The sequence below is a fragment of the Sphingobium sp. CFD-1 genome (assembly GCF_024611115.1).
GTDB lineage: Bacteria > Pseudomonadota > Alphaproteobacteria > Sphingomonadales > Sphingomonadaceae > Sphingobium > Sphingobium baderi_A.
Genome location: NZ_CP084398.1, coordinates 2,034,062 through 2,058,388, shown reverse-complemented (window position 1 = coordinate 2,058,388; position 24,327 = coordinate 2,034,062). Strand labels below are relative to the sequence as shown.

Here is a 24,327-nt window from a genome sequence, read left to right as displayed (position 1 = left end):
TGGATATAAAATGGCAAGTCAACAGTCATTGTTGTAATTTAATTACTAATTCAGCAATTAATCCTGCATCTATATGTCCTATTTCGCGATGCCAGCCGAGCGGGGGCTGGCGGGAGAACCAGGTATATTGGCGTTTGGCATATTGGCGGGTGGCGATGCGGCCACGTTCCATCATGGTGGCGCGGTCGATTGTCCCAGCCAGCCATGCGGCGATTTCCGGCACGCCGATGGCGCGCATGACGGGGAGGTCTGGCGACAGGTTGCGGGCGAGGAGAGCTTCGACTTCCTTGACCGCGCCGGTGTCCACCATCTGCCCGAAGCGCAAGTCACAGCGGGCGATCAGCCAATCGCGCGGAGGCAGGAGGATAAGGGGGGAGAGCGTGATGCGGTGAGCGATGCCGCCGCTTTTATGCCTTTGCCATTCCGAGAGAGGCTTGCCGGTGGAGCGGATCACTTCCAACGCACGGGCGATGCGCGTGGTGTCGGCGGGGGCGAGCCGAGCGGCGGCGTCCGGGTCTTCCTGCGCGAGGGCGGCATGGGCCTGCGCCACGGGGAGGGCGCGGACGGCTTCGCGGATGGCGGGGTCGATGTCCGGCACCGGCGCCAGGCCGTCGAGCAGGGTGCGGATATACATGCCCGTTCCGCCGACGAGGATGGGGAGGCGGCCTTCGCCATGGGCGTGGTCTATTTCCGCGCGCGCCTGAGCGGCCCAGCGGGCGGCGGTGCAGGCTTCCGCCCCGTCGATATGGCCGAAGAGGCGGTGCGGAGCCTGCGCCATATCCTCCGCGCCGGGACGGGCGGAGAGGATTTGCAGGTCGGCATAGACCTGGCTGGCGTCCGCATTGATGACGGTGCCGTTTGCCGTTTGAGCGAGCGCGATGGCAAGCGCGCTCTTGCCGCTGGCGGTAGGCCCGGCAATAAGCGCGACGCGCGGGCGGGATTCGCCCGCTTCGGGATCGGGAGTGTTCATGTTCGTCGCGACCTTAGTGGCAAGTGCGTCCTTGAGTCAGGGGGATATTGCGGAAGCGGTCGGGCGGCTCTCCGTCGCCGGTTGCGCGCCGGTCGATAGCGCATGGCTGGACGAGGGCAAGGCGGCGGACATCTTCTTCGGCGCGGACCCGGTGACGGCGCGGGCTGTTCTCGCCGATCTGGGCGCGGTGGACGTGATCGTCCAGCCCGCCCAGGGGCGCGAAAAGAAGCTGCTGATCGCGGACATGGATTCCACCATGATCACCGTCGAGTGCATCGACGAACTGGCCGACTATGCCGGGATCAAGGCGCAGATCGCGGAGATCACAGAACGGGCGATGCGCGGCGAGCTGGACTTTGCGGGCGCGCTGCATGAACGGGTGGCGCTGCTGAAAGGACTGGAGGATGCGGCCATCGACCGCTGCCGGGACGAACGGGTCGTCATCATGGGCGGCGCCAAGGCACTGGTCCGAACGATGAAGGCGCGGGGGGCGCGGACGCTGCTGGTGTCGGGCGGGTTCACGCGCTTCACCGGGCCGGTCGCCGACGAGATCGGCTTCGACAACGCGGTCGCCAATGTGCTGGAGATTGCGGATGGGGCGCTGCTGGGCACGGTGACGGTGCCGATCGTGGATGCGGCGCGCAAGCGGGCGGAACTGGAAGCGGCGATCGCGGGCGGGATCGACCGGACGCTGACTCTGGCGGTGGGCGATGGCGCGAACGATATTCCGATGATCGAGGGAGCAGGGCTGGGCGTCGCCTATCATGCCAAGCCCAAGACGCGGGCGGCGGCCGATGCGGAGATCGTGCATGGCGACTTGTCAGTGCTTCTCTACGCGCAAGGCATCGCATCGGCGGAATGGGCGCAGGACTGATAGGGCGGGTTTTAACGGTTGATCTCGGTTAAGGCTCCGTTCGCCGTCATTGCGGTTCGGTAATGGAATCCTTTCCGCCTCTGGGTCGTTGGAGGTCGGCTGCGTCCTGCAGCATTGAGTAGTGTAGGGCTTCCGCCGTTGGTGCGGACGCCACAGGGAGATGCTATGAATATTCGGCAAATGGCTCTGGCCGCCGCAGGGGTGCTCGCTTTGAGCGCCTGCGCCTCCACCAAGGATGAACCCGTAGCGCCAGCGCCGCCGCTGGGGCCGGGTGCGATAGCCGGCACGGTCGCGGCAGACCGTGATGGAGACGGTATCATCGACGGATATTACACCGCCGACGGCATCTATAATGCGATCCAGGGGCCGCCTTGCCCGCCGCCTCCGCCGCCCATGCCTTCCCGCCGGGGAGAACGCGGCTGATCACCCGACCTTTCAGGGCGCGGCATATCCGCCGCGCCCCTTCCTTTGTCCCAATCCTGATCCTTGGTCTGATGGTGAGCGCGGGCGTCGCGCCGGTTGCGCGTGCCCAGGATGCCGCCGTGAAGGGAAACCCCGCGCGATCGAGCGTGGCGGCGGAAATCCGCGCGCAGGTCGGCGGCAAGCTGCGAGACTTCTACGGGCCGCGCGGATTTTGGCCGGTGTGGGTCGAGAAGGACGCCGTGGGGCCGCAGGCGGATGCGCTGCTGAAGCTGATCGACAGCGCGGAGGCCGATGGGCTGAAACCCGGCAACTACGATCCCAAAGGGTTGCGCCGCGCCATCGAGGACGCGAACGGCAGCGGCGATCCCAAGGCGCTGGCCCGCGCGGAACTGGCGCTGTCCAAGAGTTTCGCGAAGCTGGTCGCCGATATGCGGGCGCCTTCGCGGGCGGTGAAGATGCGCTATCTGGACCCCGAAGTGGAACCGCGCGATCCCGGCCCGGCGGACATATTGCGCGCCGCGGCGGTGACATCCTCATTCGAGGAATATGTGGCGCAGGCGGGCTGGATGAGCCCTTTCTACATGCAATTGCGAAAGGCGCGGGCAGGTTATGGCAAGACATGGGCAAATCTGCCCGATGTGGCGGTGCCCACGGGCCTGAAATGGAAACCGGGCGCGAAGGGGCCGGGCGTTGGCGCACTGCGCGAGCGGCTGGGGCTGTCGGCAGGCGGCGGGTATGACAAGGCGCTGGCGGCGAAGGTCAAGGCGTTTCAGGACGACCATGGCCTGACGCCCGACGGCATTGCGGGCACGCAGACGGTGACGGCGCTCAATCGCGGGCCGAAATATTATGCGCGGGCGCTGGCGCTCAATATGGAGCGGACGCGGCTGTTGCCGGGGCCATGGGTGCGGCATGTGGTGGTGGACGCCGCTTCGGCGCGGCTCTGGTATTATAGCGGCGGTAAGCTCGACGGCACGATGAAGGTCGTGGTCGGCGCGAAGGAAAGCCAGACGCCGATGATGGCGGGCATGATCCGCTATGCGACGCTCAAGCCCTATTGGAACGTGCCGCCCGATCTGGTCGAGCGCAAGATCGCGCCCAAGATACTGGACGGCGCCTCGCTCCGGAAAATGAACTATGAGGCTTTGTCGGACTGGAGCGCCAACCCGCAGAAGCTCGACCAGAGCAGCATCGATTGGCAGGCTGTGGCGTCCGGGCAGCAGGAACTGCGCGTGCGGGAACTGCCGGGGCGGGCCAATTCCATGGGGCGGATGAAGTTCATGTTCCCCAACGATCTGGGCATTTATCTGCACGACACGCCCTCGCGCGATCTGTTCGGCAAGCCCGCGCGGCAGTTCAGCAATGGCTGTGTCCGGCTGGAGGATGCGCCAAGGCTGGGCAAATGGTTCTTCGGCAAGGCGCTGACCACCGATTCCGACAAGCCGGAGCAGCACAGGCCGCTGCCCCAGCCGGTGCCGGTCTACCTCACCTATCTGACCGCTACGCCGGGGAAGGATGGCGTGGGATTCCTGCCCGATGTCTATGGCAGGGATGGGGAATAGGAGTTCATTCCGGGCGAAGTCGAGAAAGGAGAGAATGGCTCCGTCGTTTTTCGACAGGCTCAAAACGAACCGGGTCTTAAATTCCCGCCAGCATCCAGAGCGCCATCGCCACCATCATGACGTTTTCGGTGAGCGAGACGAACCCCAGCGGCACATTGCTGTTGCCGCCGACGCAGGCGCATTTGAGTTCGCGCCCGTCGATATAGACCGCCTTGAACACCGACACCGCGCCGATGCCGCCGATGAACAGGGCGACGGGGATCGACAGCCAGCTGAGCGAATGGGTGAGCATCAGCGTGCCCGCGCCCAGTTCCAGAAAGGGATAGGCTTTGCCATAGGGCGGCAGGCGGCGGGCGAGCAGGTCATAATTCAGGAACATGGTCGCGAAACGGTCCACATCCTGTAGCTTCAGCATGGCGAGCAGCATCATGGCGGCGGCGATGAAACGCTCGACCGTCAGGATGCCGATGAGCGGCGCCAGGGTCAGCCAACTGATCGACAGGGCGAGGAGCGCCGCCACCGCAAAGACCGCGAGCACGGGCACATAGCTGGTCGCGCCCGGATCGCGGACCTTTAGGCCCAGATAGCGGCGCAGGTCGTCATGGCCGCCGATCCGCCGGCCGTCGATGAAGATTTGCGGCGTCGTCTGGACGTCATGCTGCGCCTTGAACGCATCGGTTTCCTCTCGGGTGGTGAGCCAGTGATCCTCGACTGCATAGCCGCGCCGCCGGAGCAGCCAGCGCGCGTTGATGCCATAGGGGCAGATATGTTTGGGCATCACCATCCGATAGAGGACGGCCTTCTTTTGCGGGGCGCTGGTCATGAGCATCCTTTTCTTGCGCGTAATACGGATGCTTCCCATATAGGTTCCGTACCATGGTACGGAGTCAAGGGCATGACGACGATTTCCGGTTTGGCGAAGGAAGGCGGCGTCGGGGTGGAGACGGTGCGCTTCTATCAAAGGCGCGGTTTGCTGGGAACGCCGGAGCGGGCCGGTGGCGTGCGGCGATACGGCGCGCAGGACGTGCGGCGGTTGAAATTCATTCGCGGCGCGCAGGCGGCGGGCTTCACGCTGGAGCAGATCGGGGAATTGCTGACGCTGGATGCGGGACAGGACCGGGCGAGGGCGCGGGAACTGGCGGCGGAGCGGCTGGCGGCATTGGATGCGAAGATCGCGGAACTGGAGGCGGCGCGGATGTCGCTGCGGCGGCTGGCGCGGGAGTGCGGGGCCAGCGAGGAGGGGCCTTGTCCGATCATATCGGCGTTTGAGGGGTGAGGGTGGTTAATGGGGTGAGGTTTGTGTTCCAGGGGCAATGACCATTTCCGGCCACTGGCGGTCATCCACCCATAACCGCCCCCAGCGCGGACTTTAGAAGCCCGCCATCAGCCCGTCTATCGCGCCTTGCAGGATGTAGCTTGCCGCCAGCTTGTCGACCAGTTCGTCGCGGCGGGCGCGGCTGGCGTCGGCTTCCAGCAATGTGCGCGTCACCGCCTGCGTGGACCAGCGTTCGTCCCAGAGGAGGATCGGGCGGCCAAGGTCCGCTATGTTGCGGGCGAAGGCGCGGCTCGCCTGACAGCGTGGGCTTTCGCTGCCGTCGAGGTTGAGGGGGAGGCCGATGACCACGCCCTTCACCTGCTGCTGGTCCATGAAAGCGGCGAGCGCGATTTTGTCCTTGCTGAACTTCCCGCGCGAGACGGTGTGGGCGGGGCTGGCGATGGACCAGCCCGCGTCGCACAGCGCAAGGCCGATGGTCTTGGTGCCGACGTCCATGCCGATCAGGCGGCCGCCTTGCGGCAAGGCTTCACGGAAGACGGCGCGGTCGGTGGTGAGGATGGGGGCGCTCATTTCAGGAACGCCGCCAACCGCGCGCGGGCGTCTTCGCGCACATCGGCCCAGAACAGGTTGTAGTCATAGACGTGGTAATTGTTGCCGGGCAGGGTGAACGGCCCCATGTCCACCGGCTCCCCGATCAGCAGGAAGCCATTGTCCGCGCAGCGTGCGGGGACGGCGGCGGAGACGAGCAGGGCGGGCTTGTCGTCCTCCCTGCTCTGGAGCGTGCCGCGATTGGCGCTGGCGGGAGCCGCGCCGTTGCGCGTGCCGGTCAGCGGGTTGGTGCAGAGCATGTGGGTGCCTTTGCGCGGCTTTCCGGTGAGGCTCTTATGTGCGTCGAACAGGGTGAGGACGGCGGAGGGATCAGCCGGTTCGGCATAGCTTTGCCAGCTCAGGATGCAGCGCGCCTGATCCCGCTTCACGCAAGCGGGCAGGCCCAGGGCGGGCAGATCCGCTTCGACCGAGATGGGCCAGCCGACGACATAGGCGGCGACGATCCTTGCCGCGACGGGCTTGCCCGCGACCTGATCGCGCATCAGGCGGAGCAGGTGGAGCGATCCCTGACTATGCGCGGCGAGGATGATGGGGCCTGTGGGATTGGCCTTGAGGAAGGCGGCGAAGGCTTGCGAAACGTCGCGATAGGCGGCGTCGATGGCCTGATCGCCTGCGGGCTTGTCGGTCAGGAAGGCGCCGTAATTGGCCTGACGGTAGCGCGGCGCCCAGATCGCGCCTGCCGCATTGAAGGCGCTGGCCTGTTCCTTCACGAAGCGGCGGGCGGTGCTCAGCGAATCCTTGTCGTCCAGCCGCATGTTCCAATGCGCGTCGCCCAGCGCGGTGATGTAGGAGGTGGGGTGGATGAAGAAAACCGCCGCTTTTTGCGCGGTCGGCGCGTCCTTGACGCCCGCGGGGGTCCAGAGGGCCGGATTGTCCCGAGCGATGTCGGGGCGGGCGATCCACATCTTCGGATCGTCATAGGCGTTGGCGGGCAGCGGCTGGAGCGGAGCGAAGGCTTCGCGCGGGACCATGACGGCGCGGATCATCTGATTGCCCCAGAGGCGATAGGCCAGCAAAGCCGCGATCACCAGAAAGATGAGGGTCGCGACGATATAGAGGAATTTGCGGGCCACCCATGCTCTCCGTTGCGTGGGCGCGGCGGCCCTGTGCGTCGCGGCCTGTCTGGCGCAAGGGCGGGGCGCTGGCAAGTCGCGAAACGGCTTGAAGCGGGCAGGTGCGGATGCTAGCGGCGAGCCATGTCTATAGACCTTCAGACCGTCAAGAAGATCGCCAGCCTCTCACGCATTTCGGTGAGCGATGCCGAAGCGCAGGCCATGGTGCCCGAACTCAACAACATCCTGGGATGGGTGGAGCAACTGGGTGAGGTGGACGTGACCGGCGTTCAGCCGATGACCGCCGTCATCCCCAACCATCAGCGCCTGCGCGAGGACGTCGTGACTGACGGCGATGTGCGCGACAAGGTGCTGGCGAACGCGCCACAGGCCGAACATGGCTTTTTCGCGGTGCCCAAGGTGATCGAATAATGCCGAATTCCACAGATAAGAACGCTTTGACCGATCTGACGGTCGCGGAAATCCGCGACGGCTTTCGTGGCGGCGCTTTTTCGGCGCGCGAAGTGGCCGAGGCGTTCAACGCCAATGTGGCCGCGGCGAAGGCGCTCAATGCCTTTATCGTCGAGACGCCGGAAAAGGCTCTGGCAGCCGCCGATGCCGCCGACAGGGCGAAGGCGGCGGGCGAGGCTTTGAAGCCGCTGGCGGGCGTGCCCATCGGCATGAAGGATTTGTTCTGCACCAAGGGCGTGCAGACCACCGCCGCGTCGCACATGCTGGAAGGCTTTACGCCGACCTATGAATCCACCGTGTCGAAGAAGCTGTGGGATGCGGGCGCGGGGATGCTGGGGAAGCTGAACCTCGACCAGTTCGCCATGGGGTCGTCCAACGAGACGAGCTATTTCGGCAATGTGATCTCTCCCTGGAAGCGCAAGGGCGGGGATAATGCCGCGCTGGCGCCCGGCGGGTCTTCGGGCGGGTCTTCGGCCGCGATCGCGGCGCGGCTGTGCCCGGCGGCGACGGGGACCGATACGGGCGGATCGATCCGTCAGCCCGCGGCTTTCACGGGCATTTCCGGGATCAAGCCGACCTATGGCCGCTGCTCGCGCTGGGGGATCGTGGCGTTCGCTTCGTCGCTCGATCAGGCGGGGCCGATGGCGCGGACGGTGCGGGACAATGCCATCCTGCTGGAAACGATGTCGGGCTTCGATCCCAAGGATTCGACGTCGCTCGATCTGGCGGTGCCGCAGTGGGAAGCGGGGCTTTCGAGCGACCTGCGCGGCAGGAAGGTTGGCATTCCCAAGGAATATCGCCCCGACGGCCTGAATGCCGAGATTGCGGCGCTGTGGGACCGGGGCATTGAATGGCTGAAGGATGCGGGCGCGGAAGTGGTCGAGGTGTCGCTGCCGCATACGCAATATGCGCTGCCGACCTATTATATCATCGCGCCGGCGGAGGCTTCGTCCAACCTGGCGCGCTATGATGGCGTGCGCTATGGCCAGCGCGACCTGCCCGATGGGGCGGGGTTGCAGGACATGTATGCCGCGACCCGCGCCGCAGGGTTCGGGCCGGAGGTCAAGCGCCGGATCATGATCGGCACCTATGTGCTGTCGGCGGGCTTCTACGACGCTTATTACACGCAGGCGCAGAAGGTCCGGGCGCTGATCGCGCGCGATTTCGAACTGGCTTTCGAAAAGTGCGACCTGCTGCTGACGCCGACCGCGCCGAGCGCTTCCTTTGCGCTGGGCGAGAAGCAGGCCGATCCGCTCGCCATGTATCTGAACGATGTGTTCACGGTGCCGGCTTCGCTGGCGGGGCTGCCTGCCATGGCGGTGCCGGGCGGGCTGGACGCGCAGGGGTTGCCGCTGGGCTTGCAGATCATCGGCAGGGCGCTGGACGAGCAAACCGTGCTGAACGCGGGCCTCGCCATCGAGGAACGCGCGGGCTTTGCGGCGCGGCCGGAGAAGTGGTGGTAAGATGGCTGACGAGGTCAACAATACATCCGACAATGATGCGGATGCGAATGAGCTTCGCGTGTTCGTCTCGGAAACGTTGAGCGCAGTCATGGCGGGGGTGGGTGATGTAAGGACCTCGGCCTCGATTGTTTCGCCGAAAGGTAACGGACGTTACGTGTTTAAAGCTCCGACAGAGATTGAATTCGATATTGCTGTCACTGCGAAACGATCAGCCCAAGCTGGTGGAAAGTTAAAGCTACAGGTCTTTTCTGTAGGCCTTAACGGCGGTGGTGAAAGTCATTCTGAAACTTCTACTGTAAGCCGAATTCGGTTTTCTGTCCCTCGGGCCTATTTAGAAAACGGGCGTGACGAATAATGAGCACATATAGAATCCAGGGCGCAACCGGCGAGTGGGAGGTCGTGATCGGCCTGGAGGTCCACGCGCAGGTGACGAGCAACGCGAAGCTCTTTTCCGGGGCGGCGACCGCTTTCGGGGCGGAGCCGAACACGCAGGTGAGCCTGGTCGACGCGGCGATGCCGGGCATGTTGCCCGTGCCGAACCGCGAATGCATCCGACAGGCGGTGCGGACCGGCATGGCGATCAATGCCCAGATCAACAAATGGTCGCGTTTCGACCGCAAGAATTACTTCTACGCCGATCTGCCGCAGGGATATCAGATCAGCCAGCTTTATCACCCCATCGTGGGCGAGGGCGAGATCGAGATCAATCTCGATGAAAAGAACCCCGACGCGCAAACCAAGGTGATCGGCATCGAACGCATCCATGTCGAACAGGATGCAGGCAAGCTGATGCACGATCAGCATCCGACGCGCTCCTATGTCGACCTCAACCGTTCGGGCGTGGCGCTGATGGAGATTGTGTCGAAGCCGGATATGCGTTCTCCTGCCGAAGCAGGGGCTTATCTGTCGAAGCTGAGAACGATCCTGCGCTATGTCGGGTCGTGCGACGGCAATATGGATCAGGGGTCGATGCGCGCTGACGTGAACGTTTCGGTCCGCAAGCCGGGCGAGGCGTTCGGGACTCGCACAGAGACGAAGAACGTCAATTCGGTCCGCTTCGTCATGGCGGTGGTCGAATATGAAGCGAGCCGTCAGGTCGATGTGCTGGAGGCCGGGGGCACGGTGGTGCAGGAAACCCGCCTCTATGATCCGGACAAGAATGAAACGCGCTCCATGCGGTCGAAGGAAGACGCGCATGACTATCGCTATTTCCCCGATCCCGACCTGTTGCCGCTGGAACTGGAGGATGCGTTTCTGGAGGAATGCCGCCAGTCGCTGCCGGAACTGCCGGACGCCAAGCGCAAGCGTTATGAACAGGATCTGGGGCTGAGCGCCTATAATGCCGCCACGTTGACGGCCGACGCGGATACCGCGCGCTGGTTCGAGGCGCTGCTGGCGGAAGGCGCGCGCATCCAGAAGAAGAGCGAGGGCGAAGTGGCCAAGGCTTCGGCCAACTGGCTGCTGTCGGAGCTTTATGGCGCGCTCAACCGGCTTGGGCGGACGCTGGAGGACAGCCCCGTGACGCCGGAGGATGGCGCGGAACTGCTGGCGCTGGTCGCGGACGGCACGATTTCGGGCACCATCGCCAAGCAGGTGTTCGAGATCATGCTCGAAACCGGCGGGAAACCCGCGAAGATCGTCGAGGAAAAGGGCCTTAAGCAGACCAGCGACACCGGCGCGATCGAGGCAGCGGTGGCCAAGGTACTGGCCGACAATGGCGACAAGGTCGAGCAATATCGGGGCGGCAAGGAAGCGCTGTTCGGCTTCTTCGTGGGACAGACCATGAAGGCGATGCAGGGCAAGGCCAATCCGCAGGTGGTGAACGAACTGCTGAAGAAGGCGCTGGGCTGACGGAACAAGCCTTGGTTCCATGTTGGCTGGTTTGGGGCTAGTTGCGGATGTTCTTTTTCGCTTCTCCCTCTGGGGAGAAGTTGGAAGAGGGGGGAGGAAGGTGAAGCTGCGCGCTATCCAGCGAGCGGCCCATGCTCCCTTACCCAGCTACGACCAGCCAGCAAGCCGCCAAGTCTCCGCAACCTCGGCCAGAGTTACGCGCCTCTGGCCGACCCCCAAGGGCGAGGGATAAAATTATGCCCGCAATCCACCCAAGCCCACCATTCGGCACAGGTTTCAAAACGGCATAATCTGCAAAAAAAGAAAGGGCGCCGTCATGGGGGACGGCGCCCTTTCCCTTTCAAGGCCATGATCCCCGGGGGAGGGGACATGGCATGACCGGCGGATCTGGAGGGTCTGGGGTTCGATCCGCCGGTTCATCTTCAAGACGTCACAGGATGAAGTTTACCGTCGCGCGAAATGCGATGGCGACGTGGTTTTGCTGTTCCTCGGCGCTGAACTCTCCGCCCACGCGGAAGCTGTCGGTGCCGCCGATCAGGCGCGCGCGCCCGGTCCAGCCATTGGTGCGATCATCCGCGACCAGCGTGAACTGCTCGCCGCCCTTGAAATAGGCCACGGTGTCACCAAGCGATCCGCCGATTATCTGGCGGCGTCCGCCCTCCAGTTCGAAGCGGACCCAGCCTTCCTGCGGATCGAGGCTGCCGAAATCATAGCCGGCCGTGACGGTGCCGTTGGCTGTCAGTTCGTCGCTGGTGCGGCCGAGCACGGTCAGGTTGAACGCATCGCCGCCGCCGCTTTCGGCATAGCCCTTTTCCTTGAGGCGGTAATAGTCGATCCCAGCCGCCGGACGCAGCGACAGGCGGCCCATCCGTTTCTCATAAGAGACGCCCGCCGTGGCGGAATAGAGCTTGCCCGACCAGTCGCCCTCGGTTGAGCGCGATACGGTCCCGCTGGCGAAACGACGTGTGCCCGTGAAGTCGATATGCGCGGCCGAGACGCGGGCAAAGGCCTGAAGCGGACCGAAATCGCCACGCCAGTGCGCCGCCAGTTCGAACTGGTCGGAATCGACCGCAAGGTTGCTGCCGCCCTTGGAATCGCTGCCGTGGATATAGGCGAAGGAGCCGCCGAACGCGCCGATGCCCGTCAGATATTCGACGCCCGCATTCGCGCCCCAGCCGTTGATGTCATAGGATGCGGTGTTGCCCACGCTCTTGGAACTGCCGAATGCGACCTGTTGCAGCCAGAAGCCCAGCCGTCCGTCCTTGGTGCGATAGATGCCGCCCGGATCGGAGAGGATGCGCGCGGTGGCGCGGGAACCGGATGTGACCGCTTCGAACGTGCCGCCCGCATGATCCGGCAGCATCTGTTGCAGATTGGCCTTGAGCGCATCGCCGTCCGCGACCGCCAGATAGGCGTTGGCGACCGCGCTGTCATTGTCGAGCGCGTTGAAGACCGCCTGATAGGCGCGCGCCTGAGAGCCGGACAGGCCAAGCTCCGTCACGCTTTTCGCCGCGACGCTCAGGGTGACTTCGCCCGTGCCGTTGTCGGCGGTTACGCTACCCTTGAACATATAGGGAAGCAGTGTCGTGCCGGACAGCGAGGGCGAACCGTTGAGCGATCCAGCCCGGACGATGACATAATCGCCCGCCGCGCCCTTGACGTTGGTCATGGTCGCCTTGACCTGCGAGCCGTCCGCGAAGCTGGCCGCACCGGCCACGTCATAGGTGGTGTGCGTCCCGTTCGCGCCGTCGATGGTCACGCCGATGATGGAGCCGGAGCCAGCCTGAAGCGAGGCCAGCGCGATCGATCCGGTGTTGGTGGCATTGAGCGTGCCGCCGTTCAGCACCAGCGCGGTCTGGCCGCTGTTCAGCAGTTTTCCGGTGAAGCTCGCCGTGTCGGACAGCGTCATGCTGCTGCCCTGGCCCGCAAAGTCGACATCGCCCGTCACTTTCGACGTGTTGGTAAGGCTGAGCGTGCCGGTCCCCACCCCGAAAGAGATGTTGCCGCTATGGCTGGCGCTGCCCGACAGGGCCAGGCTGTCATCGCCCGCGCCCATGCTGATGTTACCGGCGACCGATCCCGCCGATACGGTCATGACGTCATTGCCCGATCCCAGCCGGACATCGCCGACGATGGACGGCGCATCAGCCTTTTCCGACGCCAGGGATTGTCCCAATGTCACGCCGCTGCTGTTGGCGCTGAGGTCGATGGCGACATTCGATCCGGCCTTGCCGCCCGTCGCGCTGATCTTGCCGCTGTTGGTCAGGGTGGAAACGGTGCCGGACGAATCGACAATGGCGACCGCCGTGCCTTTTTCATCGCTGCCCGCCTTGGCCTGCACCGTGCCGCTGACGGCAATGGTGCTGGCATGTGCGCCCGCATCGATCACGATGCCGCGGGCGGAGGTGCCGTCCTTGCTGGAGCCGTTCGCGCCCACGGTGCCGGAAATCTCCAACTTATCCGCTGTGGCCCCCGATCCAAGGCGCAGCGCGGTCGCGTTGCTGTCATAGGATGTGGCGGAAATAGACCCTGCGACGAGCACGCCTTTTGCAACGGTGACGTCGCCGCCCAGCCCGCCGATGACCAGACCATTGGCGTCGACGCCATCATAGACGCCGGCGCCGCCGATCGCGCCCTTCACGATCAGGCCGTATCCGGAACTTTCCGCAGCGACGGCGCCGATGCTGGTGTCGCGATCCGCCGCGCCGATCTGGACCGCGGCGGCCGAACCATAAGTGAGGATGGAGGCGCTGCCTTCGTTGCTGTCGGTCAGGCCGTCATCATCGATGTCGGTATCGTCCTCATCATCCTGGTCGGTGCGGGTGGGGGGAACGTCGAAGATGATGCCGCCCGTCACATTGCCCGCGATGCGAACCGCCGAACCGCCCTGAAGCAGGTCGTCGGCATCCAGCTTGCTGGTATCGCTGGGCCGAGTGGTGGAGCGATAGCCGGAACTGGCGATGGTGCCCTGAATCTTGATCGCGCCGTCGACATCCCCCAGCAACGCCGCGCCGACGCTGTTCGCGCCCTGCACGGTGGTCGATCCACGCAGCGTGACGTTGCCGGTCACGTCATTGGCAAGCACGCCATAGCTGTTGTCGCCCGCCACATTGATCGTGCCGCTGGTGGAAAGATTACCCGTCAGCGGGGCGTCCAGGCGGATGCCCGCCGATTGATTGCCCTCGATCGTGATGGTGCCGCTATGGTCGATCGCGCCGTTATGGGCAGTGCCGGACTGGACCCATATGCCCTTCTTGTTCGATCCCTTGGCGAAGGGGCCGTCCAGATCGCCGTCATCGTCGTCGTCCTTGGCGGTATAATCTTCCGTCAGCGTGATCGTGCCGCTGTTGGTGATGGCGCCCGTCGTGCCGGGGGCCACGATGATGCCGGTCACATTGTTGGCGTCGTTGATCGTCAGCGTGCCCGCATTAGTGACCTTGTTGTTGCTGTCCATCGTGATGGCCGCGCCGCTGGTCAGCTTGATGGAGCCGCCTGACGTGACATTGATGTCGTCCGCCGCGCCATTGGCGACGGTGGAAGTCTTGACCGCCGTGGTCGTGCTGGAATCGATCTTGGTTTCCGCCGAAGCAGGAGCAGCCGCCAGGGCCGCCAGAACGGGCGTGATGGCCGTGCAGGCCAAGAGATGTCGCATGATGTCTCCTCTGCGTGGGCGCGCTTTCTTTCGTGCGCCTGTGCGAGAGGGACGCTGCCGTCCGATCAAACCCGTCCTGAAATATTCACCCGGCGTTCAGAAGGCGAAATCAAGCCCGACGCGGACGGTGCGCGGCCGCAGCGGCGTATAATAATCGCTGTGCAGGTCGAAGGGCGTTCCCAGCGAAAAGCGGTTTCCGTTGCTGTCGAACAGATTGGACAGGGAAAGCGACCATTGCATGGGGCCGCGCGTCAGGCTCGCGGAAAAGGCGGTGTCGACATAATCGCCCTGGGTGCGGCCCAATATCGGGCCGACGCCCAGCCGCGATTTTCCGACATAACGTGCGGAGGCTGACAGATGGAGCGAGAGGAGGTCGCTTACCGGCGTGCGATAGTCGACCGCCAGCCGCCCGCTGAGATCAGCGACATTGGGCAGCGAAAGCCTGCGGCCGTCATAGGAGAGCGTCCGCAGGAACTGCGCGGGCTGATTGAGGCGGCTGTCATTGTAGATCATGCTGGCGTCGAGCGTGATCTTCGGCATGGGGCGCAGCACCACGCGTCCCTCTATCGTATAGATGCGGCCGTCGCCGATATTGGCCGTGGTCGGCAGCCCGATCCGGTCGGTCACGTCCGCCTGGATGTCGCGCCAGTCCGTATAGGCGATGTTGGCGGAAATCGCCACGGGATCGCGGCCCGGCACGCCTTTGCGGAAACCCGCTTCCAGCGTCGAGACGCGATCATTGCGGAAGCGTTCGATGCGCTGGTCGTCCACGGCCAGACCGCCAGGACGAAACCCCTGCTGGAACCGCGCGTAGAGCGTGATGCCGGGCAGGGCGTCGCTCAGCAGCGAGGCGGAAGGCAGGAACATGGTTTCGCTGCGGTTGGCCTGCGCTTCGGCATAGGCGATATCGGCCGCGGCGAGCAGGGAGATGGGATCGTTCGCCTCACCCGACAGGCGGCTGTTGGTCAGCCGTCCGCCCAGCGTGGCGATCAGCCCCTTGACCGGTTCGAATGAGGCTTCGGCGAAGATCGTCGCTTCCTTGATCCGGTTACGCACGCCTGTTGCCGTCGCCGCCATGCCCCGCCCGAACATGGGGACGCCGGGAATGATCTGCGGTTGGAAAGCCGCCGTGCCATAGGATGTGAGCGACCGGCGGATGTCGGACGTGCTTTCGAGATAGGATGCGCCCAATATCCAGCCCAGCCCATTGTCCAGATCGCGCACCAGCCGGTTTTCGGTCGAAAAAATCTCCACCTTGTTCCTCTGTCGGAACAGGGCGGGCGGTCCGCCGGGCTGGGTCGCGTCATAGCTTTCGGCGAGGATGTTGCGGACATAGCCGGTGGACGACACGAAGCGCATATCGTCCCATTGCCGCTCCACCCGTGCGTTGAGGAGCAGATAATCGGAATGATAGGGTTGGGCGACGCTCGAATCCCGTGTCAGGCGTCCGCTGTTCCGGCTGGCATATTGCGCGTCCCGGCCGTTGATCCGCTGGTAGAGGCCGCTGAGGTCGATGGTCCAATCCTCGTCGGGCGCAAAACGCAGCGCCGCCCGCGTGCCGTAAATGCGCGTCCGGTTAACGTCGTCGCGATCCCGTAGCCGGTCGTCGATATAGCCGCCCTCCTGCACGCCATAGCCCACGACGCGCAGCGCGATCTTCTCCGGCACGATGGGCAGGTTGAGCACCGCCGACAGGTCGCCGCCCGGATCGCCATGCTGCGTGGCGGAGACGCCCGCCGAAATCTGGCCGCCCGTTTCGCCCAGATTGGGCGGATTGGGAATGATGCGGATGATGCCGCCCAGCGATCCCGCGCCGTAAAGCGTGCCCTGCGGCCCTTCCAGCACTTCGACGCCGCGCATGTCGTAAAGGCGCAGGTCCGGGTCCGGCGCGGCGTAGTTGAGGCGCATGTCGCCCAGATATTGTCCCGTCGTTGCCTGCGTCGGCCCCGCCACGCCCGAATCCGCGATGGCGCGGATGAAGAGCTTGTTGCGGCCCGATCCGGCATGGGTGGAACTGAGGCTCGCCACGCGAGAGAGGAGCGCCGCCGATCCGCCCGCTGCTTCGCCGCTGTCGAACAGGCCGCCGCTCACCATGTCCACCAGGCCCGCATAGCGCGGCAGCGGCACGTCACGCTTGGAAGCGGTGACGATGATCTCCGCTGGCGGCGGCGCTGGCGGGAGCGCGGCGGCGCTGGCGGGACGATGAGGGATGGGCCGCGCCGGAAGATACGCGCGCACGATACGGAACGTCCGGTCGTCGATCCGGCGTATGGAGGCATGGCTACCCTTGAGCAGGCGCTTGAGCGCGGCTTCCGCAGACATCCGTCCGCGCACGGCAGGGGTGGCGATGCCTGCGAGCGACTGATCCGACATGCCGATGCTGGCGCCCGTTTGATGGCCGAGCGCGATCGCCGCCTCGCCCAGCCTGCCGGGAGTGAGGTTTATATTCTGTCTGTCCGCCGCCCGCGCAGGCGTTGCGGCCGCTATGGCGAGGGCGGTGACGAAAAGGACGTCAGCTTTGCGGACCATCCCCTTCTTTCAGCAGCCATCCGTCCCCTTGACGAACGGCGGTCAATCCCATGAGCGGCGCGGCGCCGGTGAAGAAACGGGCCGGGTCCTTGTCCAGCGCAATGGTGCCGGTGAAGCGCATCGCCGCAGCGCCGGGCGTCGCGGTCAGGCGCACGCCGATGGAGCGCGCAATATCCTCGCCGATCTCATCGATCCGGGCGTTGGCATAGACCAGCCGGCCGCTGCGCCAGCTTGCCACGGCTTCGGGCGCAATGGGCATGACGTGCAGCCCCGTGGCGTCCTGGGTCAGGGCGCGGCCTGCGGGCAGGGCGATGGCCTGCGCGGAGGGGTTGTATATTACCTTGCCTTCCGACACCCCGATACGGGTCGAAGCGCCGCTATGGACGATGTTGAAAACGGTGCCCGCATCCTCGAACACATCGTCGCCCACCATCACGCGAAAGGGATGGGTATCGTCATGCCGCACGGTGAAGGCCGCCTCGCCCTTATCGAGCGCGGCGAAGCGCGGATCCTTGCGGTCGAGCCGCAGCGTCGTGCCGCCGTTCACGTCGATCCGCGTGCCGTCGTCCAGCGCAATCATGCGGCTTTCGCCGGGAGCGGTCGTGACGGTGTAGATGTCGCTCCGGTTCACGACGCTGAGCGAAACCACCGCAACCAGCGCCGCCGCCACCGCGCCGCCGCCGATCCAGCGCATCGGCCTCCAGCGCCGTTCGCCCGGATCACCGGCGTCGTTCGCGGGCGCGGGCATGTGCACGGGATCGGCGGGGATGAGCTGTTCCAGCCCCGCATCCTGCGCCATCAGCGCGTCATAGGCCGCCGCATGGGCCGGATCGACCTCCAGCCATGCGGTGAAGCCTTCCCAATCGACAAATTCCGGATCGCGCGTGCGGATCACCCACATGAGCGCATCCTCATGGATCATGGCATCAGCCCTGTTCATTTTTCACCCCTTGCAGGCTGTGACGCCACCATCGCGCTCATTCCGTCTCCAGCCTCTGCTTGAGGGCGATCATGGCGCGATAGGCCTTCTGCAAATCCTTCTCCACGGTGGTGAGGCTTACGCCCAGTTCCTGCGCGATCTGTCGTTGGCCGACCCCCTCGATACGGAAGCGGCGGAACACCAGTTCGACACGCGGGCCAAGGTCGCGCAGCACGGCGCGCGCTTCCCCCAGCCGCTGCGTCAGGATCATCCGTTCGTCCACGGCCATATCGCTCGTCGGATCGGCCACCACGCCGCCCGCACCCTCCGCCCAGTCCTGCTCGCGCTTTGCGCGGCGGACGGTGGAGCGGTAGCGGTCCAGCATCAGATTATTGGCCATGCGATAAAGATAGGGCAGGGGATCGGCCACCGGGCCGAGATCCTTCGCCTCCAGCTTCATCCACATGTCCTGCAACATGTCCTCCGCATCGTCGCCAGCGCCGCGACCCCGCAGGAAACGCAGCAGGGCAGGGCGGTTCTGGAGGAAGATTGCGGAAAGGCCCGTGGCCATGTCCATTCAGGGTCCAGTGCTTGCCGTTCAGGCCGGTTGCAATAGAGGCGTGGGCGGGGTCTTGGCAAGGTGATGACGGTTTACCTGAGCGCGGCGCTGCTTTAGCGATCGCGGACATGGCACAAGCGCATATGACAGGATTTGCCGATCGGGATGCGGCGCGGGACGTGGGGATGGACCCGGACCGGATCGACGCGCTGGTGGCGTATTTCGACCGGACCTATGTGGCGAGCGGGAAATTGCCGCATTTGCAACTGCTGCTGTCGCGCGACGAGCGGATCGTCCTGTCGGTGAGCGGGGGACGCGCGCGGGCCAGCGGGGAGCCGCTGTCCGAGGATGCGCTGTTCCGTATCGCATCCATGACGAAGCCGGTGACGTCGGTCGCCTTCATGATGCTGGTGGAGCAGGGGCTGGTGGCGCTGGACGATCCGGTGACCGATGTGGTGCCCGAATTCGCCCGGCTGCGCGTGGGTATGGAGGAGAAGGCGCTCAAAAGGCCGATGCGGATGATCGACCTGCTGCGCCATACATCAGGCTTTACCTATGGCTTGCAGCGGCGGACAGCCATCGACGCGCGCTACCGCGAACTGGGGCTGGACGAGTTTCAGCAAAAGCGGTCATCCGACGATTTCATCGCTGCGCTGGCGGATATTCCGCTGGAATTTTCGCCGGGGGAAAACTGGAATTATTCGGTTTCGACCGATGTGCTGGGGGTCGTGGCCGAACGGCTGACGGGGATGGATCTGGAAAGCCTGTTCCGTGCCCGGATATTCGATCCGCTGGGGATGCCCGACACCTTCTTCACCGTGCCTGCCGATCGGGTGGACCGCCTGACCGATGCATGGCGTTTTGTCCCGGGCGGCGGGTTGGCGCTGGGCGATCGCGGCGCGCGGAGCGGTTGGAGCCGTCCCCTGCGATTCCGCGCGGGCGGCGGCGGGCTCGTTTCCTCGACCGGGGACTATCACCGTTTCGCGCGGATGCTGCTGCGCGGCGGAGAATTGGATGGCGTGCGGCTGCTGCGGTCCGAAACGGTCGAAGCGATGCGGACCAATCAGTTGCCGGGCGGCCGTGATCTTACCAGCATGTCGACGGGCATGTTCAGCGAAGTGGATTATGCGGGATTGGGCTTTGGCCTGGGTTTCGCCATGGAGCTGGGAACGCAGGTCTATAGCTGGGGCGGCATTTTTTCGACGCATTTCTTCATCGACCCGGTGGAACGGATGATCGCCATCCTCATGACCCAGCACCTGCCGTCGAACATCCACCCCATCCGCAATGAACTGCGCGTGGCGGCAAGGGCGGCGATAAAATGAAACAAGCCCCGCACGATGGCGGGGCTTGCAACATTGTTTTCCGATAACCGGTCGATCAGAAGCGGTAGCCGAGGATCAGCGCCGCCTGATGGCGTTCCGGCTTTACGCCCACGATATGCTCATAGCTCGAATAGCGATATTCCGCGCGCGCCGTAAAGCCATTGAAGGTGGTTTCCACACCGGCGCCCAGACGATAGCCGTCCAGATTCTTGCTGGCGCGCGAAAGGTCGACGCCATCGTCATAGACCGCCTTGACGCGGGCATTGGTGTAGCCGCCCTTTGCATAGAGCATGACGTTGTTGACTATTTCGCCGCCGATGCGGACGCCCGCATAAAGATCGCGGCCGGTCTTCAGCGAAGCGCTGTCGCCGGGGATCAGGATATTGGTTGCGCGATCTTTGGTGTCGGAATCGGCATATTCGCCCTCGATGCCGAACACGGCGCCGTTCAGGTTGATGTCATAGCCGACCACGCCGCCATAGAGCAGGCCGCTGTCATGGGTGCGGGCATCGAAATCGGTGTGGTCGAGGCCGACGACGGCGCCGATATAGGGTCCCGAGAAAGGCGTGGCGTCCTGCGCGAAAGCGGGAGCCGCGACGCCGGCGGAAAGCAGTGCGACCGCTGCGATAAGTTTCTTCATTGTTTCTACCTCATTCATCATTCCATGAAAGCGATGCGTCCTTAAGAGGAATAATGATCGAGCGTAAAGTGCTAGTGTTATGTTTATGCCTATATTGACATTTCTTATGTTGTAATTTTACATCATCCCTTGAATTCGGGGAATGTAATTCCAAGTCAGTGACATGTTTGCCATTAATCTGCCATTCATCTTTGGCTTACTGTGAAAAGTGATCCATGGCCGAAGGGGTGTATCGCAGGAGGAAAGTGGCTGCGGATGGGCTGGGCCAAATTGTCCATCCTCGCGACATATGGCGAAGCCGAAACGATCGACGATCTACTCGACGTGGCGGAGGACTGCACCGCCCACGAGTTGAAGATGTATTCCGCGATGGCAATCGATCCCGATGGCCAGACGGTCGTGTTGCACCTCGACAGCGAGCAGTACGCCCTGCTTGAACAGGCCCTGCTGGCCGAAGGCGCTAGACTGGAGCTCAAGGATGTGGGGGCAATCCTCGATAGTCACTATCTGAATCGCGATAGCGCGCTGGGGGATACGCCATTGGGAAGGTCGAAAGGGGAACAAAGACTCCCAACTGATGTGGGCGTGTCCGGCGACGATTTAGGGAAAACCGTGTAATTCAATATGTTGGAATGGTAGCGGAGGAGGGACTTGAACCCCCGACACGCGGATTATGATTCCGCTGCTCTAACCAGCTGAGCTACTCCGCCCCATGGGCCTCGCGTGGCGTGTCGCCCTGCGGTGAGGGCGCGCTATACGCAGCGGGGGCGGACCGGTCAACGGGGTTTGAAAGAGGCCGTGAAATTATCGCTTCATTTCCGGCGGACCGTCCATCCCGATGGTGGCGAAGTGGGATAAACGGTCAGCTTGCCTGTATCGATCGCCTGCACCGCCTGCGTCACGAGCGGACCGATGCGGCTCATGTCCGGTGCGTGGCCCGCGCCCGGCATCATGATTTCAACGGCCGGAGTCCGGGCGGTGGCAAAGAGCGCCGCAGCCTGGCCCAGATCGACCCGGTCATCGGCGCTCCCCTGGAACATGATGAAGGGCGCGCCGATCTTCGTCACTGCATCCAGATTGTTCCATTTGTCGGGCAGCAGCGCGCTGACGCCGCCCGGCGCCGATTCCTCCAGCTTATCGAAGGTGGAAAGCGTGACCACGCCGGCCACCCGAACCGTCGCGGCGACATGCAGCGCGACTGCGCCGCCCAGAGAGTGCCCGACCAGAAAGATGCGGGCCTTGGGCCCCACAAGCGCTTTTGCCTTGGCAACAAAAGCGCGACCGTCCGCCACAAGGCCCGCCTGCGTCGGCTTGCCCGGATTACCCCCGAACCCGCGATAGGAGGCGACGATCACATGGTCGCCATGGCCGGTCAGATGTTCCGCATAGCGTGCGCCCACGCCCTGGTTCGATCCGCGTCCATGAAAGAAGATCAGCACATCATGATCGTCGGCCGCGCCGGGCCAGTAATAGCCGGTCAATGCCAGTCCGCCTTCGCTTTGCACGGTCAGGGGCTGCGACGGCTTTTTCGTCCAGCTTTCGACGCTGATGGGGGTGTTGTCCGCCTTGTAGATCTGTTCGCGCACCGTGGCGGCGCAGGACGTCAGGGCGAAAGCGGCCAGTAATACGCCGCCGATAGCGCGATTGCGAGAAGGCATGATAATCCTTTCAGCCGGGCGGGCGAACAATGCCAATGGGATGCCTGACACATTTTTGTCTTGCAATCCCTCGCCAGCATTGCACTAATGCTGCAATGCACAATTGGCCTTTGGCCGAGGGAGGATCGACGCTTTGCCCTTCCATGAAATGTTTGAGCCTGATGGTTCCGTTCGCGCCTGTTACGACGAAGTGCAGAAATGGGTGGAGCGGACCGGTATAGCCGGGCTCAATCGTCGCATGGAGGAAGCCGAAGCGATTTTTCGCCGCATCGGCATTACTTTCGCCGTCTATGGCGAAGGCGGCGATCCGGAAAGGTTGATCCCCTTCGATCTGCTCCCCCGCATCTTCACCGCGCAGGAATGGCGGGTGTTGGACCGGGGCATCAAGCAGCGGGCGCGGGCATTGAATGCCTTCCTGCTCGACGTCTATCATCGCGGAGAGATCATCAAGGCGGGGATCATCCCGGCCGACATCATTTATCGGAACAGCGCCTATCTGGCCGAAATGGTGGGTTTTACGCCGCCGGGCAGGGTTTACAGCCATATCGTGGGCATCGACATCGTGCGGACGGGGTCGGCGCGTTTCGAGGTGTTGGAGGATAATTGCCGCACGCCTTCGGGCGTATCCTACATGCTGGAGAACCGGGAGATCATGACGCGCATGTTCCCGGAGCTGTTTGGCGAAGGACTTGTCGCGCCGGTGGATGATTATCCCGCCGAACTTCTCAAAAGCCTCAAGGAGGTCGCCCCGCCCGCCTGCAAGGGCGATCCGGTCGTGGTGGTGCTGACGCCCGGCGCGCTCAACAGCGCTTATTATGAGCATAGTTTCCTCGCCGACCTGATGGGCGTGGAACTGGTGGAACCGGCGGACCTGTTCGTGGACGATGGCCGGGTCTGGATGAAGACGACGCTGGGGCCAAAGGCGGTCGACGTGATCTATCGCCGGATCGACGACGAATATCTCGACCCATTGACCTTCCGGCCCGACAGCCAGCTCGGTATTCCCGGCATCTTTCATGTCTATCGCAGCGGCGGCGTGACGCTGGCCTCCGCGCCGGGCGCGGGGATCGCGGACGACAAGGCGGTCTATATTTACGTGCCGGAGATGATCCGCTTCTACCTGGGCGAGCAGCCGATCCTCGACAATATCCAGACATGGCAATGCTCCAGGCCGGACGAATGCGCCTATGTGCTGGAGCATCTGCACGAACTGGTGGCGAAGGAAGTCCATGGGTCGGGCGGGTATGGCATGTTGATCGGGCCAAAGGCGTCGACGGCCGAGGTCGAAGCCTATGCCGACCGGATCAGGGCCAATCCCGGCGAATTCATCGCCCAGCCGACGCTGGACCTGTCCACCGTTCCGACGCTCGGCCCCGCCAGCGTGGTGGGCCGCCATGCCGATTTCCGTCCCTATTGCCTCGTTGGCAAGCAGATCCGGCTGGTGCCCGGCGGGTTGACCCGCGTGGCGTTGACCGAAGGGTCGCTGGTCGTGAACTCCAGCCAGGGCGGCGGGGTCAAGGATACATGGGTGCTACAGGATTGATGCGATGCTGAGCCGGACCGCTGAAAACCTTTTCTGGATGGCCCGCTATATGGAGCGGGCCGAAGCCACCGCGCGCCTGCTGACGATGGGGCAGCGCATGACGATCCTGCCAGGCGCGCATCACCGCGACGAATGGCGGTCGGTTGTCCGCGCGGCGGGATGCGAGGGGCAGTTCCCCGCAGGAACGCCCGTCACCGAAAGCGATGTCGTATCCTATCTGATGCTGGACCCGGACAATCCATCCTCGATCCGGTCCTGCCTGCTCAAAGCGCGGGCCAATGCGAAGTCGGCGCGCACGATGCTGACGCAGGACATGTGGGAATCATTGAACGAGGGCTGGCGCAAGCTCGACAGCTATGACCTGGCCGAGGCGCGGCAGCAGCTTCCCGCGCTGATCGACTGGGTCAAGACACGGGTGATGACTTTCCGGGGCGCGGCCGATGCGGGACAGCTTCGCAACGAGGGCCATGATTTCCTGCGGGCCGGGGCCGCGCTAGAGCGGGCGCAGATGACGTTGCGGCTGCTGGACGTCAAATATTATGTCCTGCTCCCCGAAACGGAGGTCATCGGCGGCAACCGCGATCATTATCAATGGACATCGGTGCTTTATGCCCTGTCCGGGGTGCGGGCCTATCATCATGTCTATGGCGGCACCTATACGCCCTGGCAGATCACTGACTTCCTGATGCTCAACCGGCTGTTCCCACGCAGCGTCGCCTTTTGCGCCGATCAGCTTGCCTACCGGCTCAACCGGCTGGCGGGATGGCATGATTCGCGGGGGCCATGCCACGATACCGTGCAGGAAATGGTCGGCGTCATGGAAGGGCTGGATAGCGGAGAGATTTTCCGCCGCGGCTTGCACGAAACCGTGCAGATGGGGCTGAAGATGACCAACAAGCTGGGCCATGAAATCGCCCAGACCTATTATTTCATTTAGCAAAGGTAGAGCGT

Annotated in this window: 22 protein-coding genes and 1 tRNA gene; 12 read left to right on the top strand and 11 right to left on the bottom strand. The window is 63.9% G+C overall.

The genetic code is table 11. The features are described from left to right. Positions 1–25 precede the first annotated feature (25 nt). On the bottom strand, positions 26–970 hold the full coding sequence (miaA, locus tag LDB26_RS10455; RefSeq protein WP_257538335.1) for a tRNA (adenosine(37)-N6)-dimethylallyltransferase MiaA: 945 nt from the start codon (positions 968–970) through the stop codon (positions 26–28). On the opposite strand from miaA, the gene serB reads away from it, so the two are divergent. The 3 genes from serB (at position 969) to LDB26_RS10440 (ending at position 3,829) form a co-directional block, all read left to right on the top strand. Further along, complete coding sequence (gene serB / locus LDB26_RS10450) at positions 969–1,844, top strand: phosphoserine phosphatase SerB (RefSeq protein WP_257538334.1); 876 nt, start codon at positions 969–971, stop codon at positions 1,842–1,844. The two genes, miaA and serB, sit on opposite strands and share 2 nt — an antisense overlap. Positions 1,845–2,009: 165 nt before the next feature. Next, positions 2,010–2,267 carry a hypothetical protein gene (locus tag LDB26_RS10445; RefSeq protein ID WP_062066317.1) on the top strand — a complete coding sequence of 86 codons (258 nt, stop codon included), beginning with the start codon at positions 2,010–2,012 and terminating at the stop codon, positions 2,265–2,267. Between the two features lie 71 nt (positions 2,268–2,338). Beyond that, a complete protein-coding gene (locus LDB26_RS10440) occupies positions 2,339–3,829 on the top strand; it encodes a murein L,D-transpeptidase (RefSeq protein WP_373886199.1) in 1,491 nt (496 codons plus the stop codon). A 76-nt stretch (positions 3,830–3,905) separates the two neighbouring features. Here LDB26_RS10440 and LDB26_RS10435 read toward each other — a convergent pair whose 3' ends face one another. After that, complete coding sequence (locus tag LDB26_RS10435) at positions 3,906–4,652, bottom strand: glutaredoxin (RefSeq protein WP_257538332.1); 747 nt, start codon at positions 4,650–4,652, stop codon at positions 3,906–3,908. A 72-nt stretch (positions 4,653–4,724) separates the two neighbouring features. On the opposite strand from LDB26_RS10435, the gene LDB26_RS10430 reads away from it, so the two are divergent. Continuing rightward, positions 4,725–5,105, top strand: coding sequence for a MerR family transcriptional regulator (locus LDB26_RS10430; protein ID WP_062066314.1), 381 nt, complete (start codon positions 4,725–4,727; stop codon positions 5,103–5,105). A gap of 93 nt (positions 5,106–5,198) precedes the next feature. On the opposite strand, the gene ruvX is transcribed toward LDB26_RS10430, so the two are convergent. After that, positions 5,199–5,675 carry a Holliday junction resolvase RuvX gene (ruvX, locus tag LDB26_RS10425; RefSeq protein WP_021246739.1) on the bottom strand — a complete coding sequence of 159 codons (477 nt, stop codon included), beginning with the start codon at positions 5,673–5,675 and terminating at the stop codon, positions 5,199–5,201. Beyond that, positions 5,672–6,787 (bottom strand): DUF3089 domain-containing protein, encoded by a 1,116-nt coding sequence (locus tag LDB26_RS10420; RefSeq protein ID WP_257538331.1) that lies wholly within the window; start codon positions 6,785–6,787, stop codon positions 5,672–5,674. The genes ruvX and LDB26_RS10420 overlap by 4 nt, the downstream gene beginning before the upstream one ends. 123 nt (positions 6,788–6,910) lie before the next feature. Between LDB26_RS10420 and gatC the strand changes: the two genes are divergently transcribed. From gatC to gatB, 4 genes are read left to right on the top strand one after another with little or no spacing between them, the layout of a single operon-like run. After that, complete coding sequence (gene gatC / locus LDB26_RS10415) at positions 6,911–7,198, top strand: Asp-tRNA(Asn)/Glu-tRNA(Gln) amidotransferase subunit GatC (protein WP_021246737.1); 288 nt, start codon at positions 6,911–6,913, stop codon at positions 7,196–7,198. Continuing rightward, positions 7,198–8,700: an Asp-tRNA(Asn)/Glu-tRNA(Gln) amidotransferase subunit GatA gene (gene gatA, locus LDB26_RS10410; RefSeq protein WP_257538330.1), complete on the top strand. Its 1,503-nt coding sequence runs from the start codon at positions 7,198–7,200 to the stop codon at positions 8,698–8,700. Before gatC ends, gatA begins: the two co-directional genes overlap by 1 nt. A 1-nt stretch (position 8,701) precedes the next feature. Continuing rightward, positions 8,702–9,055 (top strand): trypco2 family protein, encoded by a 354-nt coding sequence (locus tag LDB26_RS10405; protein ID WP_257538329.1) that lies wholly within the window; start codon positions 8,702–8,704, stop codon positions 9,053–9,055. Further along, positions 9,055–10,551, top strand: coding sequence for an Asp-tRNA(Asn)/Glu-tRNA(Gln) amidotransferase subunit GatB (gene gatB / locus LDB26_RS10400; protein WP_257538328.1), 1,497 nt, complete (start codon positions 9,055–9,057; stop codon positions 10,549–10,551). The genes LDB26_RS10405 and gatB overlap by 1 nt, the downstream gene beginning before the upstream one ends. A gap of 430 nt (positions 10,552–10,981) precedes the next feature. Here gatB and LDB26_RS10395 read toward each other — a convergent pair whose 3' ends face one another. From LDB26_RS10395 to LDB26_RS10380, 4 genes are all read right to left on the bottom strand, one after another. Continuing rightward, complete coding sequence (locus tag LDB26_RS10395; RefSeq protein WP_257538327.1) at positions 10,982–14,203, bottom strand: autotransporter domain-containing protein; 3,222 nt, start codon at positions 14,201–14,203, stop codon at positions 10,982–10,984. A gap of 96 nt (positions 14,204–14,299) precedes the next feature. After that, positions 14,300–16,732: a TonB-dependent receptor gene (locus LDB26_RS10390; protein WP_257538326.1), complete on the bottom strand. Its 2,433-nt coding sequence runs from the start codon at positions 16,730–16,732 to the stop codon at positions 14,300–14,302. Next, a complete protein-coding gene (locus LDB26_RS10385; protein ID WP_062068880.1) occupies positions 16,716–17,654 on the bottom strand; it encodes a FecR domain-containing protein in 939 nt (312 codons plus the stop codon). Before LDB26_RS10385 ends, LDB26_RS10390 begins: the two co-directional genes overlap by 17 nt. A gap of 55 nt (positions 17,655–17,709) precedes the next feature. Next, positions 17,710–18,222, bottom strand: a complete 513-nt coding sequence (locus LDB26_RS10380; protein ID WP_257542066.1) for an RNA polymerase sigma factor — start codon at positions 18,220–18,222, stop codon at positions 17,710–17,712. 116 nt (positions 18,223–18,338) lie between these two features. Between LDB26_RS10380 and LDB26_RS10375 the strand changes: the two genes are divergently transcribed. Further along, positions 18,339–19,535 carry a serine hydrolase gene (locus LDB26_RS10375; RefSeq protein WP_257538325.1) on the top strand — a complete coding sequence of 399 codons (1,197 nt, stop codon included), beginning with the start codon at positions 18,339–18,341 and terminating at the stop codon, positions 19,533–19,535. A 55-nt stretch (positions 19,536–19,590) separates the two neighbouring features. Here LDB26_RS10375 and LDB26_RS10370 read toward each other — a convergent pair whose 3' ends face one another. Beyond that, positions 19,591–20,175: an outer membrane protein gene (locus LDB26_RS10370; RefSeq protein ID WP_062066288.1), complete on the bottom strand. Its 585-nt coding sequence runs from the start codon at positions 20,173–20,175 to the stop codon at positions 19,591–19,593. 255 nt (positions 20,176–20,430) lie between these two features. On the opposite strand from LDB26_RS10370, the gene LDB26_RS10365 reads away from it, so the two are divergent. Beyond that, on the top strand, positions 20,431–20,793 hold the full coding sequence (locus LDB26_RS10365) for a hypothetical protein (protein ID WP_062066285.1): 363 nt from the start codon (positions 20,431–20,433) through the stop codon (positions 20,791–20,793). Between the two features lie 15 nt (positions 20,794–20,808). Here LDB26_RS10365 and LDB26_RS10360 read toward each other — a convergent pair. Further along, positions 20,809–20,885 (bottom strand) — tRNA-Met (locus LDB26_RS10360). A 102-nt stretch (positions 20,886–20,987) separates the two neighbouring features. Next, complete coding sequence (locus tag LDB26_RS10355) at positions 20,988–21,833, bottom strand: alpha/beta hydrolase (RefSeq protein ID WP_062066282.1); 846 nt, start codon at positions 21,831–21,833, stop codon at positions 20,988–20,990. Between the two features lie 133 nt (positions 21,834–21,966). Here LDB26_RS10355 and LDB26_RS10350 point away from each other — a divergent pair, with 133 nt between their 5' ends. Both LDB26_RS10350 and LDB26_RS10345 read left to right on the top strand, forming a co-directional pair. Then, positions 21,967–23,376, top strand: a complete 1,410-nt coding sequence (locus LDB26_RS10350) for a circularly permuted type 2 ATP-grasp protein (protein WP_062066278.1) — start codon at positions 21,967–21,969, stop codon at positions 23,374–23,376. 4 nt (positions 23,377–23,380) lie between these two features. Then, positions 23,381–24,313, top strand: coding sequence for an alpha-E domain-containing protein (locus LDB26_RS10345; protein WP_062066275.1), 933 nt, complete (start codon positions 23,381–23,383; stop codon positions 24,311–24,313). Positions 24,314–24,327: the final 14 nt, after the last annotated feature.

Excerpts from the sequence above, each read along its gene's own strand:
- serB (WP_257538334.1), top strand. The coding sequence starts at position 969 with ATGTTCGTCGCGACCTTAGTGGCAAGTGCGTCCTTGAGTCAGGGGGAT.
- miaA (WP_257538335.1), bottom strand. The coding sequence starts at position 970 with ATGAACACTCCCGATCCCGAAGCGGGCGAATCCCGCCCGCGCGTCGCG.
- LDB26_RS10445 (WP_062066317.1), top strand. The coding sequence starts at position 2,010 with ATGAATATTCGGCAAATGGCTCTGGCCGCCGCAGGGGTGCTCGCTTTG.
- LDB26_RS10440 (WP_373886199.1), top strand. The coding sequence starts at position 2,339 with ATGGTGAGCGCGGGCGTCGCGCCGGTTGCGCGTGCCCAGGATGCCGCC.
- LDB26_RS10435 (WP_257538332.1), bottom strand. The coding sequence starts at position 4,652 with ATGACCAGCGCCCCGCAAAAGAAGGCCGTCCTCTATCGGATGGTGATG.
- LDB26_RS10430 (WP_062066314.1), top strand. The coding sequence starts at position 4,725 with ATGACGACGATTTCCGGTTTGGCGAAGGAAGGCGGCGTCGGGGTGGAG.
- ruvX (WP_021246739.1), bottom strand. The coding sequence starts at position 5,675 with ATGAGCGCCCCCATCCTCACCACCGACCGCGCCGTCTTCCGTGAAGCC.
- gatC (WP_021246737.1), top strand. The coding sequence starts at position 6,911 with ATGTCTATAGACCTTCAGACCGTCAAGAAGATCGCCAGCCTCTCACGC.
- gatA (WP_257538330.1), top strand. The coding sequence starts at position 7,198 with ATGCCGAATTCCACAGATAAGAACGCTTTGACCGATCTGACGGTCGCG.
- LDB26_RS10405 (WP_257538329.1), top strand. The coding sequence starts at position 8,702 with ATGGCTGACGAGGTCAACAATACATCCGACAATGATGCGGATGCGAAT.
- gatB (WP_257538328.1), top strand. The coding sequence starts at position 9,055 with ATGAGCACATATAGAATCCAGGGCGCAACCGGCGAGTGGGAGGTCGTG.
- LDB26_RS10395 (WP_257538327.1), bottom strand. The coding sequence starts at position 14,203 with ATGCGACATCTCTTGGCCTGCACGGCCATCACGCCCGTTCTGGCGGCC.
- LDB26_RS10390 (WP_257538326.1), bottom strand. The coding sequence starts at position 16,732 with ATGGTCCGCAAAGCTGACGTCCTTTTCGTCACCGCCCTCGCCATAGCG.
- LDB26_RS10385 (WP_062068880.1), bottom strand. The coding sequence starts at position 17,654 with ATGATCCATGAGGATGCGCTCATGTGGGTGATCCGCACGCGCGATCCG.
- LDB26_RS10380 (WP_257542066.1), bottom strand. The coding sequence starts at position 18,222 with ATGGCCACGGGCCTTTCCGCAATCTTCCTCCAGAACCGCCCTGCCCTG.
- LDB26_RS10375 (WP_257538325.1), top strand. The coding sequence starts at position 18,339 with ATGGCACAAGCGCATATGACAGGATTTGCCGATCGGGATGCGGCGCGG.
- LDB26_RS10370 (WP_062066288.1), bottom strand. The coding sequence starts at position 20,175 with ATGAAGAAACTTATCGCAGCGGTCGCACTGCTTTCCGCCGGCGTCGCG.
- LDB26_RS10365 (WP_062066285.1), top strand. The coding sequence starts at position 20,431 with ATGGGCTGGGCCAAATTGTCCATCCTCGCGACATATGGCGAAGCCGAA.
- LDB26_RS10355 (WP_062066282.1), bottom strand. The coding sequence starts at position 21,833 with ATGCCTTCTCGCAATCGCGCTATCGGCGGCGTATTACTGGCCGCTTTC.
- LDB26_RS10345 (WP_062066275.1), top strand. The coding sequence starts at position 23,381 with ATGCTGAGCCGGACCGCTGAAAACCTTTTCTGGATGGCCCGCTATATG.